Genomic DNA, 13,368 nt, shown 5'->3' with positions numbered 1-13,368 from the left:
GGTCGGTAGGGCGGGCGCGGCGGGACCGCTCTCGCCGCCCTACCGACCAGCGAGTACGATCCGGCAGAACAAGCGCGCGAGCTGGGAGGACACACCGTGGGGCGGTTGACCGGCGGGGACCCCTCTCTGTTGCGGCGCATCAACTCCGCGGTGGTGCTGCACGCACTGCGCGGCGCGGACGCGCCGACTCTCACCGACCTGACCCGGGTGACCGGGCTGTCCCGGCCGACGGTCGAGGGCGTCGTCGAAGGACTCATGGAGACGGGTCTCGTCGTCGAGGCCCCGCCCGAGGAGGGCGAGGCGCGGCGGCAGGGACGCCCGGCCCGGAGGTTCCGGTTCCGTACCGAGGCGGGGCACCTGATGGGCGTCGAGATCGGTCCGCACCGCATCGCGGCCCTGCTGTCCGGCCTGGACGGCCGGGTCATCGGCGCCGGCTCGCGCACGGTGTCCGAGACCGCGTCGGCGGACGAGCGGCTCGACCGGGTGCGCGCCATGGTCGCCGACGTACTGCGCCGCGCCGGCGTCCCGCGCAGCTCGCTGCGTGCGGTCGGGGTCGGAGCCCCCGGCATCGTGGAGGCCGACGGCACCGTACGGCTGGGCACGGCGCTGCCCGACTGGACCGGGCTGCCGCTCGGGGAGCGGCTCCGCCGGTCCTTCCGGTGTCCCGTGCTGGTGGAGAACGACGCCAACGCGGCGGCGGTCGCCGAGCACTGGAAGGGCGCCGCCGCCGACTCCGACGACATCGTGTTCGTGCTGGCCGGGCTCAGCCCCGGAGCGGGTTCACTGATCGGCGGGCGTCTGCACCGCGGGTTCGGCGGCGCGGCCGGTGAGATCGGAGCGCTGCATCTGCTGGGCCGCGAGGTCACACCGGAGATGCTGCTGTCGACGACGGACGAGCCGGTGCTCCCGCTGGACGAGCAGGCGGTGGCCACCGTCTTCCGGCGTGCGCGGGAAGGGGACGAAGCCGCGCAGGAGGCCGTCGGGCGGTTCATTCAGCGGCTGGTGCACGACGTGGCGGCGCTGGTGCTGGCGCTCGACCCGGAGCTGGTCGTGATCGGCGGCTGGGCGGCCGGTATCGACGGCGTGCTGGAGCCGCTGCGCGGCGAGTTGGCGCGCTACTGCCTGCGTCCGCCGCAGGTGGCGCTGTCGTTGCTCGGTGAGGCGGCCGTGGCGACCGGTGCGCTGCGCCTCGCCCTGGACCACGTCGAGGAGCAGCTCTTCGCCGTCGAGAAAACGGTGACGGCCCGCCGCTGAACGCGACGGGCCGTGAGGTCCGGTGTCGTGTCGTGCCGCGCAGGGCCCGCCGTGTCGTGCCGCGCAGGGCCCGCCGTGTCGTGCCGCGCAGGGCCCGCCGTACCGCGCCGTTGAGTGCCCGCCGTACCGCGTGACCTGCCGTGCCGCCTGTCGCGTCGTGCCGCCTGTAATGCGACCGGCGGATCAGGAGGCCTGGCGCTCCTGGGTGTGGTGGCTGATCTCCAGGTCGCCGGAGTCGCCGAAGGTGAGCCGGCAGGTGTCCGCCCGGTAGGTGGCCACCGAGACGGCGGCGGTCCTGCCCTCGGCGAAGTAGCGCGTGGTGACGACGAGGACGGGGGCGCCCGGCAGGCGGTCGAGTTCCCTCGCGTCGTCCGCCCGGGCCGAGCCCAGCTCCACCGCGCGGTCCTGGCCCTCCATCACGAGGCGCTGGAGCTCCCGCAGCACACCGCGGGCACGCGCCGGACCCGAGGGCGCCTCGATGGCCGCGAGGTCCGGTACGGACGCCACCGGTACGTACAGCAGCTCGGCGGCGACCGGCTGGCCGTGCGTCACCCGGATGCGGCGCACCGTGTGCACCTCGTCCCGGGCCGCGCCGTCGAGCATGCAGGCCACCGCCGCGGGCGCGGCCGCGCTGACGCAGTCGACGGGCTGCCAGGAGTCGCCGGCCGCACCGGGCCAGCCGTGCTGCGAGGCTCCGACGTCCACGCCGACGCGCGGCGGGGCGACCGTGGTGCCCACGCCGCGACGGCGCTGCAGCCGGCCTTCGAGCTCCAGCTGTTCGAGCGCCTGGCGGAGTGTGGCGCGCGCGACGCCGAAACGGGCGGCGAGTTCACGCTCGTTGGGCAGGATCTCACCGACCGCGAAGTCGGAGTCGAGTGCCTCGCTGAGCACGGTCTTGAGATGCCAGTACTTCGGCTCCGGCACCGTATCGAGCTGCGTGGTCCCCACCCTGATCCTCCGCAATCGGCCTGGTCCCGGGCGAGTTTCCGCGCCCTTGTTTATTAAAGGTTCCTGCACTAACTCTGCGACCATAAGTCCGGGGTCTGCCTTGGTCAAGACCAATCGACGCGGAGCGGGCGCAGCCCCTATACGGCGAGGGCGGAGAGTTTGTCGGGGTTTCGCACGATGTAGACGCACTGGATGAGGCCGTCCGCGATGTCCAGCTGCAGGACGGCGTCCGGCTTCCCGCCGGAAAGGACCAGCAGGGCGGGACCGCCGTTGAGCTCCAGGAAGCGGAACTCGCCGTCGGGGATGCCCTGCTTGGCCGTACCGAACAGGAAGCGGCCCACCTTGTCCGCGCTCTCGATGACGCGCAGCGGCGCCTTGGCCTTGCCGCCGCTGTCGCCGACGAGCCTGACGTCCGGCGCGAGCAGGCGGAGCAGCGCGTCGAGGTCGCCTCCCGAGGCGGCGGCGAGGAACCGCTCGGTGAGGTCTTGGCGTTCGGCGGGGTCCACGTCGAAGCGCGGCCTGCGCTCCCCGACGTGGCGCCGGGCGCGTCCCGCGAGCTGCCGTACGGCCGCTTCCGACCGTTCCAGGGTGGCCGCGATCTCGCCGTACGGGAATCCGAAAGCCTCCCTCAGGACGAACACCGCGCGCTCCAGCGGGGAGAGCGACTCGAGTACGACGAGGACGGCGAGCGAGACGGAGTCCGCGAGCACCGCGCGTTCCGCAGTGTCCTCGACGGTCGCGCCGAAGTCCGTCTCGAGCGGCTCGGGGAGCCACGGTCCGACATACGCCTCGCGCCGCGCCTGGACCTGCCGCAACCGGTCGATGGCGAGCCTCGTCGTGATCCGGACGAGGTAGGAACGTGGTTCCCGTACGTCGTCGCGCGGCTGGGCCGACCAGCGCAGCCACGCGTCCTGCACGACGTCCTCGGCGTCGGCGATCCGGCCGAGCATCCGGTACGCCACTCCGGTCAGGAACGGGCGGTGCTCTTCGAAGACCTCGGTCACGGTGTCGGCAGTCACCCCTCCATCCCAGCACATCGGAGGAAACCCGAGAACGCCGGAGCCGCCCCTGCTCTTGAACTCCAAGCTACTGGGCGGTAATTGTTGCTGACACGATGTATAGCGCCGACCCCACCCAGGGAGCAGCAGCATGGCCGGACAGGTCTCCTTCAGCATCGAGTCCCCCACGGGCAGCCACACGCTCTCCGTCGCGTACGAGCGCGCGGGCGCGGGCGAACCGCTCCTGCTCCTGCACGGGATCGGCCACCACTGGCAGGCGTGGCAGCCCGTGATGTCGGCGCTGGCCGCCGAACGCGACGTGATCGCGGTGGATCTGCCGGGCTTCGGCCGTTCGGCCGGCCTCCCCGACGGCTTCGCCTACGACCTGTCCACGGTCGTTCCCGTACTCGGTTCGCTGTGCGAGGCGCTGGGCGTCGAACGCCCGCACGTCGCGGGGAACTCCCTCGGCGGCCTGCTGGCCCTCAAGCTCGGCCGGGAGAAGCTCGTACGGTCGGTCACGGCGCTGTCCCCGGCCGGCTTCTGGACGGAGGGCGAGCGCCGCTACGCCTTCGGCACGCTGCGCGGGATGCGGTACGGGGCGCGGGCGCTCCCGCTGCCGGTCATCGAGCGCCTGGCGGGCACGTCCGCCGGCCGGGCCGCGCTCACCAGCACCATCTACGCGCGGCCGGGGTGGCGTTCACCCGAGTCCGTCGTCGCGGAGACGCTGGCCCTGCGCGAGGCGACGGGCTTCGCCGCGACGCTGTCGGCGGGCCGCTCCGTCCTGTTCACCGACGACGTGCCGGACATCCCCGTCACGATCGCCTGGGGCAGCCGCGACCGGCTGCTGCTGCGCCGCCAGGGCGTCAGGGCCAAGCAGGCGATACCCGGCGCCCGGCTGGTCAGGCTGCCCGGCTGCGGGCATGTCCCGATGAACGACGACCCCGCGCTGGTGGCCCGGGTCATCCTCGACACGAGCAGCTGACACGACGGCGGGAGCGCCCTGCGAGCGCCCGGGAGCCGGGCGCCCCTCTCGCGGCGCGCCGTCGGCGGGGCGTGACGGAGGCGCCGGACCGGTTCCCGGGAACGGGGGCCGGTTGTTCACTTGTGGTTTGCGTGGTCGCCGTGGCCGGGCGTTAGGCATGGCGTCGCACACCTGAACACACCGCCACTGGAGGCGCATCGATGCCGTACCGCCGACCGGAGAGCCAGCCGGAGAGCCGCCCGCAGGGCCAGTCCCCCGACCGACGCGCCGTCCTGCGCGGCTCGCTGGCCGCCTCGGCCGCACTCGCGCTGCCGGCCGCCGCCGTCGGCGCGGCGGCCGCGGCGCCCGCCCAGGCGCTCTCCGGGCGCCCGCGCGCCGCCTGGGGCGTGCAGACGGGTGATGTCACCTCGTCGTCGGGCCTGGTGTGGGTGCGGTCCGACCGTCCCGCCCGGATGATCGTGGAGACGTCCGCGACGGAGTCCTTCCGCCGCGCGCGCAGATGGCACGGCCCTCTGCTCGGCCCGGGAACGGACTTCACGGGAACGACGGCGCTGCGCGGACTGCCCGCCGGCGAGCAGGTGCACTACCGGGTGACTCTTGCCGATCCGGACGATCCCCGGCGCACCGGGGAGGCGTTCCGGGGAACGTTCCGTACCGCGTCCGCGAAGTGCCGCGACGGAGTGCGCTTCCTGTGGTCCGGCGACATCGCGGGACAGGGCTGGGGGATCAACCCGGACATCGGCGGCTACCGCGTGTACGAGGAGATGCGCCGCCTGGACCCGGACTTCTTCCTGTGCAGCGGCGACACCGTCTACGCGGACGGCGTCATCCAGCCGTCCGTGACGCTGCCGGACGGACGGATCTGGCGGAACATCACCACGCCGGAGAAGTCGAAGGTCGCCGAGTCACTGGACGAGTTCCGGGGGAACTTCCGCTACAACCTGCTGGACGAGAACGTGCGCCGGTTCAACGCGCAGGTGCCCTCGATAGTCCAGTGGGACGACCACGAGGTACGCAACAACTGGTACCCGGGCCAGATCCTGGACGACGCCCGCTACACGGAGAAGAACGTCGACGTCCTGGCGGCCCGCTCGATGCGGGCGTTCGGCGAGTACTTCCCCGTCTCGACGGTTTCCGCGCGCGGCCGCGCGGGCGGCCGCGCGGACGACGGCCGGATCTACCGGGTGGTCAGGCAGGGCCCCCTGCTCGATGTCTTCGTACTCGACATGCGCACGTACCGCAACGCCAACTCGCCCGGCCGGCAGCCCGACGACGCCACCGGCATCCTCGGCGCCGAGCAGCTGGCCTGGCTCAAGCGCGAGCTGTCGCGCTCCCGGGCCGTGTGGAAGGTGATCGCCAGCGACATGCCGCTGGGCATCGTCGTCCCGGACGGTGCGGCCAACTTCGAGGCCGTCGCGCAGGGCGATCCCGGTGCTCCGCTGGGCAGGGAGCTGCAGATCGCGGAGCTGTTGCGTCACATCAAGCACGCCCGTATCACCGGGACGGTGTGGCTCACCGCCGACGTGCACTACACGTCGGCGCAGCACTACGACCCGTCCCGTGCGGCGTTCAAGGACTTCGCGCCCTTCTGGGAGTTCGTGTCCGGGCCGCTGGCGGCGGGCGGCTTCCCGGCCGGGCGGCTGGACGCCACGTTCGGCCCGGACCAGGTCTTCGTGAAGGCGCCGACGCGTGCCAACGTCTCGCCCATGGAGTCGCCGCAGTACTTCGGCGAGGTCGAGATCGACGGCGCGAGCGGTGAATTGACGGTGCGACTGCGCGCCGAGGGAGGCGTGGTGCTGTTCAGCAAGGTGCTGCAGCCGGGCCGGGTGGGTGCCTGAGGCGGGTGCCCTGAAGTGGGTGCCTGAAGTGGGTGCCTGAGGTGGCCCTCCGCAGATGGCCCCTGCAGTGGGCCCCTGCGGAGAGGCTCTGAAGTGGGCCTCGTTGTGATTGAAAATGGTCCTTAAATGCCCAGAAGCACACTTAACCCATCAGTCACAAAGCGTTCGTGATCACGCAACACCACTCAGTCACAGTGGTGCCATGACCGACATGACTGAAGTGACCAAGACGGCGTCGGCGGCGCGGCCGACGAGGACCCGCCGCACGCACCACTGGCGGCGGGACCTCGTCGAACTCGCGGCGCTGTTCACGGCGGTGGCCGTCGCCGACGCCGTCGCGAACACGATCGCGCACGGGCCCGACGGACCGTACCTCCTCGTCATCTCGGCCATGGCGCTGGCCGCCACGGCCGGATTCCACACCTGGTGGGCCCGGAGGCACAGTCATGCGCCGCCCCCGCCCTCCCCCCGTGAGAGCGCGGGCGCGGCGCACGACGACGCGGCGGCGCCGGCCGGGGAGACCGCCCTGTGGCGGATGCGGACCACCGTCAAGGACGAGCCCGGCAGCCTCGCGGTGCTGTGCACCGCGCTCGCCCGCCACGGCGTCGACATCCTGACCCTGCAGACGCACCCCCTCGCCGACGGCACCGTCGACGAGCTGCTGCTGCGCGCCCCGGCCGGCTTCCAGGCAGCCGAACTGACCCGGGAGACCGCGGCGGCGGGCGGCAGCGACACGTGGCTGGAGCGGGCCGACGCCCACGACCTGGTCGACGCGCCCACCCGGGTGCTCGGACTCGCCACCCGCACCGCTCTCGACGCGGCCGAACTGCCGCTGGCGCTGCGCCAGTTGCTCGGCCGCTGCACCATCCACTCACTGCCCGCGACCACCCTCACCGGCCGGCCCACCGGCGAGAACACCCCGGTCGAAGGCGTACTGGACGGCACGGTCATGAAGCTGCGCGACCCCTCCGGCGGGGCGATCACCATCGAGCGCCACTACCTGCCCTTCACCCCCACGGAGTTCGCCCGCGCCCGCGCCCTGGTCGAGCTCGACGCCCGGCTCGGCCCGCGCATCCCCCGCAGCCAGGACGTCCTCACGCTCCCCGAAGGCAACGAGATCACCGTCCGCAGGGCCGGACTCGACGACCTCGAAGCCGCCCGCGCCATGCACGACCGCTGCGGCGACCGCACCCTGAGCCTGCGCTACCACGGCCCGGTGGGCGACGCCGACCGCTACCTCGCCCACCTCCTCAGCCCGCGCTACGGCCGCACCCTCGCCGTGCAGACCGCCTCCGGCCGCCTCGTCGCCCTCGGCCACCTCCTGTGGGACGGCGACGAGACCGAGGTGGCACTGCTCGTCGAGGACGCGTGGCAGCGCCGCGGCATCGGCTCGGAGCTGCTGGAACGCCTGGTGGCGCTCGCCGTCGAGGCGGGGTGCGAGAGCGTGTACGCCGTCACCCAGTCGTCCAACACCGGCATGGTCGCGGCCATGCGCGGGCTCGGCCTGCCCCTCGACTACCAGATCGAGGAAGGCACACTGGTCGTCACCGCGCGGCTGACCGCTGCGGACGCGCGACCGCGTCCCGCCCGTGCGCGGGAAGGTGAGCAGGCGCCGGCGCGGGCAGGGACACGGGCCGGGCGGCCCCGGCGGCACTGAGCGCCTCGCACAGGTCCCGCCACAGGTCCTCCACGTCCTCAAGACCGGCCGACATCCGCAGCAGCCGGTCGCCGACCCCGGCGGACCGCCGGTCTCCCTCGGCCACGATCCGGTGGCTGATGGAGGCCGGATGCTGGATGAGCGAGTCGACGCTGCCGAGGCTGACGGCAGGCGTGATCAGCCGTACGCCCGCGATCACCGCGTGCGGATCGCCGTACACCTCGAAGGCCACCATCGCGCCGCCGAGCTTCGGGTAGTGCACCCGCGCGACCCGGGGGTCGGCGGCCAGCCGCCGGGCCAGCTCGGCGGCGGTCGCCGACTGGGCCCGCATCCGCACGGGCAGCGTGGAGAGCCCGCGCAGCAGCAGGTATCCGGCCAGCGGGTGCAGTACGCCGCCGGTCGCGAACCGCACCTGGCGCAGCGTGCGCGCGAACTCCTCGTCGCAGGCCACCACACCGCCGAGCACGTCGCCGTGCCCGCCGAGGTACTTCGTCGCGCTGTGCAGGACGATCGCGGCGCCCTGCTCCTGGGGCCGCTGGAGCACGGGCGTGGCGAAGGTGTTGTCGACGAGCAGCGGCACCTGCCCGCAGGATCGCGCGACCGCCCGGATGTCGACCTCGGCGAGCGTCGGGTTGGCGGGGGTCTCGACCATCACCAGGCCGGTGTCGGGCCGTATCGCGTCCGCGATGCCGTCCGGCTCGACGAAGGTCACCTCGGTGCCGAGCAGCCCGGCGTTCAGGAGGTGGTCGCTGCACCCGTACAGCGGCCGTACGGCGACGACGTGGCGCAGCCCCGCGCTCGCCCGGGCCAGGAGCACCGCGCTCAGCGCGGCCATGCCGCTGGCGAACGCGACGGCGCTCTCGGCGCCCTCGAGGCGTGCCAGTCCGTCCTCGAAGCGGGCGGTGGTCGGGTTGTCGAGGCGGGCGTAGACGGGCGGGCCCTCCGGCCGCGCGCCGGTGGCGGCGAACGCGTCGATCCTCGCCGCCTCCGCCCGGCTGTCGTAGGACGGATACGTGGTCGACAGGTCGAGCGGGACGGAGTGCACGCCCAGCGCGGCGAGGTCTTCGCGGCCGGCGTGCACGGCTTCGGTGGCCAGGGCCCGGGGTGTGGTCGAGGCGTCGGTGTTCATGACATGACTCTGAACAACTACCGGGAAGTAGTGTCAGTACTCCGTGTTACGTTCGGGCCATGGCCGAATCCGTCGTACTTGACCCGGTCGATCTGCACATACTGCGCCTCCTGCAGAACGACGCGCGGACCACCTACCGCGACCTGGCCGCCGAGGTGGGAGTCGCGGCGTCCACCTGCCTGGACCGAGTGGCGCGGCTGCGTCGGTCGGGGGTGATTCTCGGCCATCAGCTGCGCCTGGACCCGGCGAAGCTCGGCCGCGGTCTCGAAGCCCTGCTGCTGGTCCAGGTGCGCCCCCACCGCCGTGAGCTCATCGGCCCGTTCGTGGACCGCATCAGGGCCCTGCCCGAAACGCGCGCGCTCTTCCACCTGACCGGCCCCGACGACTACCTCGTGCACGTCGCGGTGACGGACCCGGCCGACCTCCAGCGGCTGGTCCTGGACGAGTTCACCTCGCAGCGCGAGGTAGCCCGCGTCGAGACCCGGCTGATCTTCCAGGCCTGGGACTGCGGCCCGCTGCTGCCGCCTGCGGCGGGGCGCTGACCTCGCACCGCCGATGTCCCGACGCCCGGCCGTAGTGACGAGGGGCCCTTCCACGTACGAGGATGTCCGCATGTCAGTCACCCCGAGCAGCCGGCTCGCCCTCCCCCGCCAGGTCGCCGACGCGTACGTCGACGACCTCATCGCCCTCGACCCGATCACCGGTACGTACCTGGGAGTGAAAGAGAGCGCCGGCAGCCTGCCGGACTTCTCTCCCGAGGGGCAGAAGGCGTTCGCCGAGCTGGCCCGCACCACGCTCGCCCTGCTCGACGAGGCCGAGGGCCGGCCCGGCGCGGACAGCGACGCCGAGCGCCGCTGCGGCCGGCTGCTGCGGGAGCGGCTGACCGCCGAACTCGCCGTGCACGAGGCCGACGAGCACCTGCGGACCGTCAGCAACATCCACTCCCCCGCGCACAGCGTGCGCGGCGTCTTCACCGTGATGCCCACCGGGACCGACGAGGACTGGGCGGCCGTGGCGCGGCGGCTGCGCGCGGTGCCGGCCGCCCTGGAGGGCTACCGCGCGTCGCTCGCGCTCGGTCTGGAGCGCGGACTGCCGGGCGGCCCCCGCGCCACGGAGACGTTCACCGGCCAGCTGACCGAGTGGGCGGGCGACGGACGCGGCTGGTTCGAGGACTTCGCGGCCGCCGGGCCCGAGCCGATGCGCGCCGAGCTGGACGAGGCGGCACGCGCCGCCACCGGCGCGGTCGCCGCGCTCCGCGACTGGATGCGGGACGTGTACGCCCCGGCCGTCAAGGACGCGCCCGACACGGTGGGCCGCGAGCGGTACGCCCGCTGGTCGCGCTACTTCAACGGCACCGACCTCGACCTCGACGAGGCCTACGCGTACGGCTGGTCCGAGTACCACCGTCTGCTCGGCGAGATGCGGACCGAGGCCGAGAAGATCCTGCCGGGCGCGGCCACCCCGTGGGAGGCGCTGTCCTGGCTCGACGAGCACGGCACGCACATCGAAGGCGTCGAGGAGACCCGGGCCTGGCTGCAGAGCCTGATGGACGAGGCCATCGGGGCGCTCGACGGTACGCACTTCGAACTCGCCGAGCGGGTGCGGAAGGTGGAGTCCCGCATCGCGCCCCCCGGCAGCGCGGCGGCGCCGTACTACACCACTCCCTCGGAGGACTTCTCGCGGCCGGGCATCACCTGGCTGCCCACGATGGGCGAGACCCGCTTCCCGGTGTACGACCTGACCTCCACCTGGTACCACGAGGGCGTTCCGGGGCACCACCTGCAGCTCGCGCAGTGGGTGCACGTCGCGGACCAGCTGTCCCGCTACCAGGCGTCGGTCGGCATGGTCAGCGCCAACGCGGAGGGCTGGGCCCTGTACGCGGAGCGGCTGATGGACGAGCTCGGCTTCCTCGGCGACCCCGAGCGCCGGATCGGCTACCTGGACGCCCAGATGATGCGCTCCACGCGGATCATCGTCGACATCGGCATGCACCTGCGGCTGGAGATCCCGGCGGACTCCCCGTTCCACCCGGGCGAGCGCTGGACGCCGGAGCTCGCCCAGGAGTTCTTCGGGGCCCACAGCGGCCGTCCCGCCGACTTCGTGGAGAGCGAGCTGACCCGCTACCTGTCCATGCCGGGCCAGGCGATCGGCTACAAGCTGGGCGAACGCGCGTGGCTGCTGGGACGCGAGAACGCCCGCACGGCGCACGGCGAGGCGTTCGACGCGAAGGCGTGGCACATGGCGGCGCTGTCGCAGGGCTCGCTGGGCCTGGACGACCTGGTGGAAGAGCTGTCGAAGCTCTGACCGGCGCGCGCGAGCGGTGAGTACGGCGGCCGGGACCGGGTGGTGCGACGGGCCCGGCCGCCTTCGGGGCGGTTGTGACAGGAAGTGCGTGTGATGGGTACCGGCTATCTCTTCTGCTCCGATCCGCTCGGCGCGCGACGCCCCGACCCGGTCTTCGCCGCGGAGGTGGCGTACGCGCGGCACACGGGCGGCGAGGTCGCCCTCGTCGACCACGACGCCCTGCTCGCCGGGGACACCGGGGCGGCGCTCGCGCGCGTGCCGCGCGCGTCCGGCCCGTACTGGTACCGGGGCTGGATGGTCCCGGTGGTCCGGTACGCGGACCTGGCGCGCGGCCTGCGCGCACGGGGGTGCGACCTGCTGACGCCGGCCCCCGACTTCGGCCGCGCGCACGAACTCCCCGGCTGGTACGACGTGTTCGCGGACCTCACGCCGCGCAGTGTCTGGCGGGCCGCGCGGCCGGGTGAGCCGCCGTCCGCGCCCGAACTCGCCGCGCTCACCGCCCCGCTGGGTCCGGGCGCCGCCGTCGTCAAGGACTTCGTGAAGTCGCGCAAGCACGAGTGGGACGAGGCGTGCTTCGTCCCGGCGCACGCCGACACGCAGCGGCTGTCCGCCGTCGTACGCCGCTTCTTCGCGCTCCAGGAGGACTCGCTCGCGGGCGGCCTCGTGGTGCGGGAGTACGAGCCGTTCGTGCCGGGCGGCGAGGCGCGCGTGTGGTGGGTCGACGGTGAGCCGGTTCTCACGACGGCGCACCCCGACTCCCCCGCCGACCTTCCGGCACCCGGTCTCGCCTCCGTACGCCCCGCCGTGCGGGCACTCGGCTGCCGCTGGGTCACGACCGACCTGGCGTTGCGCGAGGACGGGGTGTGGCGGGTGGTGGAGGTCGGCGACGGCCAGGTCAGCGGCCTGCCGGCGGGCGCGGACCCGTCCGCGCTCTTCGAGGCGCTGACCCGCGCCGGGAGCCGCGGGCAGACCGGCGGCGGGCAGACCGGCGACCGTGGGAAAACCGCTGGGCGTGCCCCCTGCGGATGAGGCACTCTCTCTGCCATGCCCCCGCCCCCGCGCACGCTCGCCCTGTCCCCGCACGTCACCGCGACCGGTCGCGCGCTCGCGGCCGCCGCCCGCCGGCGCGGTCTGGGGTGCGAGACGCTGCGTGAGTGGCGCGCGCCGGACGGACCGCACGGCATCGGCTCGCTGTACGCCGGGCCGCGCTTCGCGGACGCGGTGGCCGGCGGGCTCGGGCTCGGCCTCCTGGAGGCGCCGGCGGACTGGCTGGCGACGCTGCCGTACGAACTCACCGGTCGGGGCATCGAATTCACCACGGTCGCCCGTGCCCGCGCCCTGCGCCGCCCCGCCTTCGTGAAGCCGCCGAACGACAAAAGCTTCCCGGCGCGCGTCTACCCGGACGGCAGCGGGCTGCCGGGCCCCGACGCGATGGACGACGACACCCCGGTGCTGGTCGGGGACGTCGTCGCGTTCACCGCCGAGTACCGGCTGTTCGTACGGGACGGCGCGGTGCTGACCGGCAGCCGCTACGCGGTGCGCGGCGTGCTCGACGTCGTACCCCTGGAGGAGGACGAGCGGCGGGACGAGGTGGTGGACTTCGCTGCGCTGGTGCTGGCCCCCGGCGTGCCGCCGCTGCCGAGTGCGGTGGTGCTGGACGTCGGCGCGGTGGACGGGCGGTGGGCGGTCGTGGAGGCAACGCGGCCTGGGCGAGCGGGCACTACGCGTGCGACGCCGACGCCGCGCTCGACGTAGTGCTGCGGGCGGCGCGCCCGGTGGCCGAGGTGGGGCCGCGGGACGCGCGGTTCCTGCGGCCCGTGCGTCACGCCGTACGGTGACCGCGCTCAGCAGCCGCAGTCGCCGGAGCCGAGGGGCGCGGTCAGCGGGTCGGCATCGCGCCGCTCACGGCCCTCCCAGGTCTCGGTCTCGAAGCCCTCACGGATCCAGTACTCGATGCCGCCGAGCATCTCCTTGACCTGGTAACCGAGTTCGGCGAGCGCGAGAGCGGCGCGGGTGGCGCCGTTGCAGCCGGGGCCCCAGCAGTACGTGACGACCGGCACGGCCTTGTCGAGCAGCCGCTCGGCCCGGGCGGGGATCGTCGCCGTCGGCAGATGCAGGGCGCCGGGAACGTGCCCCTGGTCCCAGGACTCGGTGGAGCGGGAGTCCACCACGACGAAACCGGGGTCCTCGCCGGACGCGAGGACCGAGGCGACGTCGGACACGTCGGCGTGGAAGGCGAGGCTCGCGCCGAAGTACGC

Annotated in this window: 12 protein-coding genes; 8 read left to right on the top strand and 4 right to left on the bottom strand. The window is 73.5% G+C overall.

Going from position 1 to position 13,368, the window contains the following annotated elements; translation table 11 throughout:
- Positions 1-96 precede the first annotated feature (96 nt).
- The gene (locus E2E34_RS22220; protein ID WP_138903676.1) at positions 97-1,254 is read left to right on the top strand and encodes an ROK family transcriptional regulator; all 1,158 of its coding nucleotides are present in this window, start codon (positions 97-99) and stop codon (positions 1,252-1,254) included.
- Between the two features lie 183 nt (positions 1,255-1,437).
- Here E2E34_RS22220 and E2E34_RS22215 read toward each other — a convergent pair whose 3' ends face one another.
- Together E2E34_RS22215 and E2E34_RS22210 are read right to left on the bottom strand one after the other, a co-directional pair.
- A complete protein-coding gene (locus E2E34_RS22215; protein WP_138903675.1) occupies positions 1,438-2,202 on the bottom strand; it encodes a GntR family transcriptional regulator in 765 nt (254 codons plus the stop codon).
- 137 nt (positions 2,203-2,339) lie between these two features.
- Positions 2,340-3,221, bottom strand: coding sequence for an RNA polymerase sigma-70 factor (locus E2E34_RS22210; protein ID WP_138903674.1), 882 nt, complete (start codon positions 3,219-3,221; stop codon positions 2,340-2,342).
- Positions 3,222-3,351: 130 nt separating this feature from the next.
- Between E2E34_RS22210 and E2E34_RS22205 the strand changes: the two genes are divergently transcribed.
- From E2E34_RS22205 to E2E34_RS22195, 3 genes are all read left to right on the top strand, one after another.
- Entirely contained in the window at positions 3,352-4,182 is an 831-nt protein-coding gene (locus tag E2E34_RS22205) for an alpha/beta fold hydrolase (protein ID WP_138903673.1), read from the top strand.
- 200 nt (positions 4,183-4,382) lie between these two features.
- Complete coding sequence (locus E2E34_RS22200) at positions 4,383-6,020, top strand: alkaline phosphatase D family protein (RefSeq protein WP_138903672.1); 1,638 nt, start codon at positions 4,383-4,385, stop codon at positions 6,018-6,020.
- A gap of 211 nt (positions 6,021-6,231) precedes the next feature.
- Positions 6,232-7,677 carry a GNAT family N-acetyltransferase gene (locus E2E34_RS22195; protein WP_138903677.1) on the top strand — a complete coding sequence of 482 codons (1,446 nt, stop codon included), beginning with the start codon at positions 6,232-6,234 and terminating at the stop codon, positions 7,675-7,677.
- Here the strand turns inward: E2E34_RS22195 and E2E34_RS22190 are convergent.
- Positions 7,565-8,806 carry a trans-sulfuration enzyme family protein gene (locus E2E34_RS22190; RefSeq protein WP_138903671.1) on the bottom strand — a complete coding sequence of 414 codons (1,242 nt, stop codon included), beginning with the start codon at positions 8,804-8,806 and terminating at the stop codon, positions 7,565-7,567. The genes E2E34_RS22195 and E2E34_RS22190 overlap by 113 nt on opposite strands.
- 59 nt (positions 8,807-8,865) lie before the next feature.
- Here E2E34_RS22190 and E2E34_RS22185 point away from each other — a divergent pair, with 59 nt between their 5' ends.
- The 4 genes from E2E34_RS22185 to E2E34_RS22170 all read left to right on the top strand — a co-directional run bounded on the left by E2E34_RS22185 (position 8,866) and on the right by E2E34_RS22170 (position 12,865).
- Positions 8,866-9,348 carry an Lrp/AsnC family transcriptional regulator gene (locus E2E34_RS22185; protein WP_138903670.1) on the top strand — a complete coding sequence of 161 codons (483 nt, stop codon included), beginning with the start codon at positions 8,866-8,868 and terminating at the stop codon, positions 9,346-9,348.
- Between the two features lie 70 nt (positions 9,349-9,418).
- Positions 9,419-11,110 (top strand): DUF885 domain-containing protein, encoded by a 1,692-nt coding sequence (locus E2E34_RS22180; RefSeq protein ID WP_138903669.1) that lies wholly within the window; start codon positions 9,419-9,421, stop codon positions 11,108-11,110.
- Between the two features lie 93 nt (positions 11,111-11,203).
- Positions 11,204-12,139 (top strand): ATP-grasp domain-containing protein, encoded by a 936-nt coding sequence (locus E2E34_RS22175; protein WP_167518345.1) that lies wholly within the window; start codon positions 11,204-11,206, stop codon positions 12,137-12,139.
- A gap of 15 nt (positions 12,140-12,154) precedes the next feature.
- Positions 12,155-12,865, top strand: a complete 711-nt coding sequence (locus E2E34_RS22170; RefSeq protein WP_341870234.1) for an ATP-grasp domain-containing protein — start codon at positions 12,155-12,157, stop codon at positions 12,863-12,865.
- 89 nt (positions 12,866-12,954) lie between these two features.
- On the opposite strand, the gene E2E34_RS22165 is transcribed toward E2E34_RS22170, so the two are convergent.
- On the bottom strand, positions 12,955-13,368 hold a 414-nt coding region (locus tag E2E34_RS22165; RefSeq protein ID WP_138903668.1), incomplete at its 5' end, for a rhodanese-like domain-containing protein.

This window comes from Streptomyces albidochromogenes, from assembly GCF_005981925.1.
In the GTDB taxonomy this organism is placed as follows: domain Bacteria; phylum Actinomycetota; class Actinomycetes; order Streptomycetales; family Streptomycetaceae; genus Streptomyces; species Streptomyces albidochromogenes.
Note: the sequence above shows the minus strand (reverse complement) of the source record. Positions and strands in the feature narration are given on the sequence as shown.

Excerpts from the sequence above, each read along its gene's own strand:
- E2E34_RS22195 (WP_138903677.1), top strand. The coding sequence starts at position 6,232 with ATGACTGAAGTGACCAAGACGGCGTCGGCGGCGCGGCCGACGAGGACC.
- E2E34_RS22205 (WP_138903673.1), top strand. The coding sequence starts at position 3,352 with ATGGCCGGACAGGTCTCCTTCAGCATCGAGTCCCCCACGGGCAGCCAC.
- E2E34_RS22200 (WP_138903672.1), top strand. The coding sequence starts at position 4,383 with ATGCCGTACCGCCGACCGGAGAGCCAGCCGGAGAGCCGCCCGCAGGGC.
- E2E34_RS22175 (WP_167518345.1), top strand. The coding sequence starts at position 11,204 with ATGGGTACCGGCTATCTCTTCTGCTCCGATCCGCTCGGCGCGCGACGC.
- E2E34_RS22180 (WP_138903669.1), top strand. The coding sequence starts at position 9,419 with ATGTCAGTCACCCCGAGCAGCCGGCTCGCCCTCCCCCGCCAGGTCGCC.
- E2E34_RS22170 (WP_341870234.1), top strand. The coding sequence starts at position 12,155 with ATGCCCCCGCCCCCGCGCACGCTCGCCCTGTCCCCGCACGTCACCGCG.
- E2E34_RS22185 (WP_138903670.1), top strand. The coding sequence starts at position 8,866 with ATGGCCGAATCCGTCGTACTTGACCCGGTCGATCTGCACATACTGCGC.
- E2E34_RS22190 (WP_138903671.1), bottom strand. The coding sequence starts at position 8,806 with ATGAACACCGACGCCTCGACCACACCCCGGGCCCTGGCCACCGAAGCC.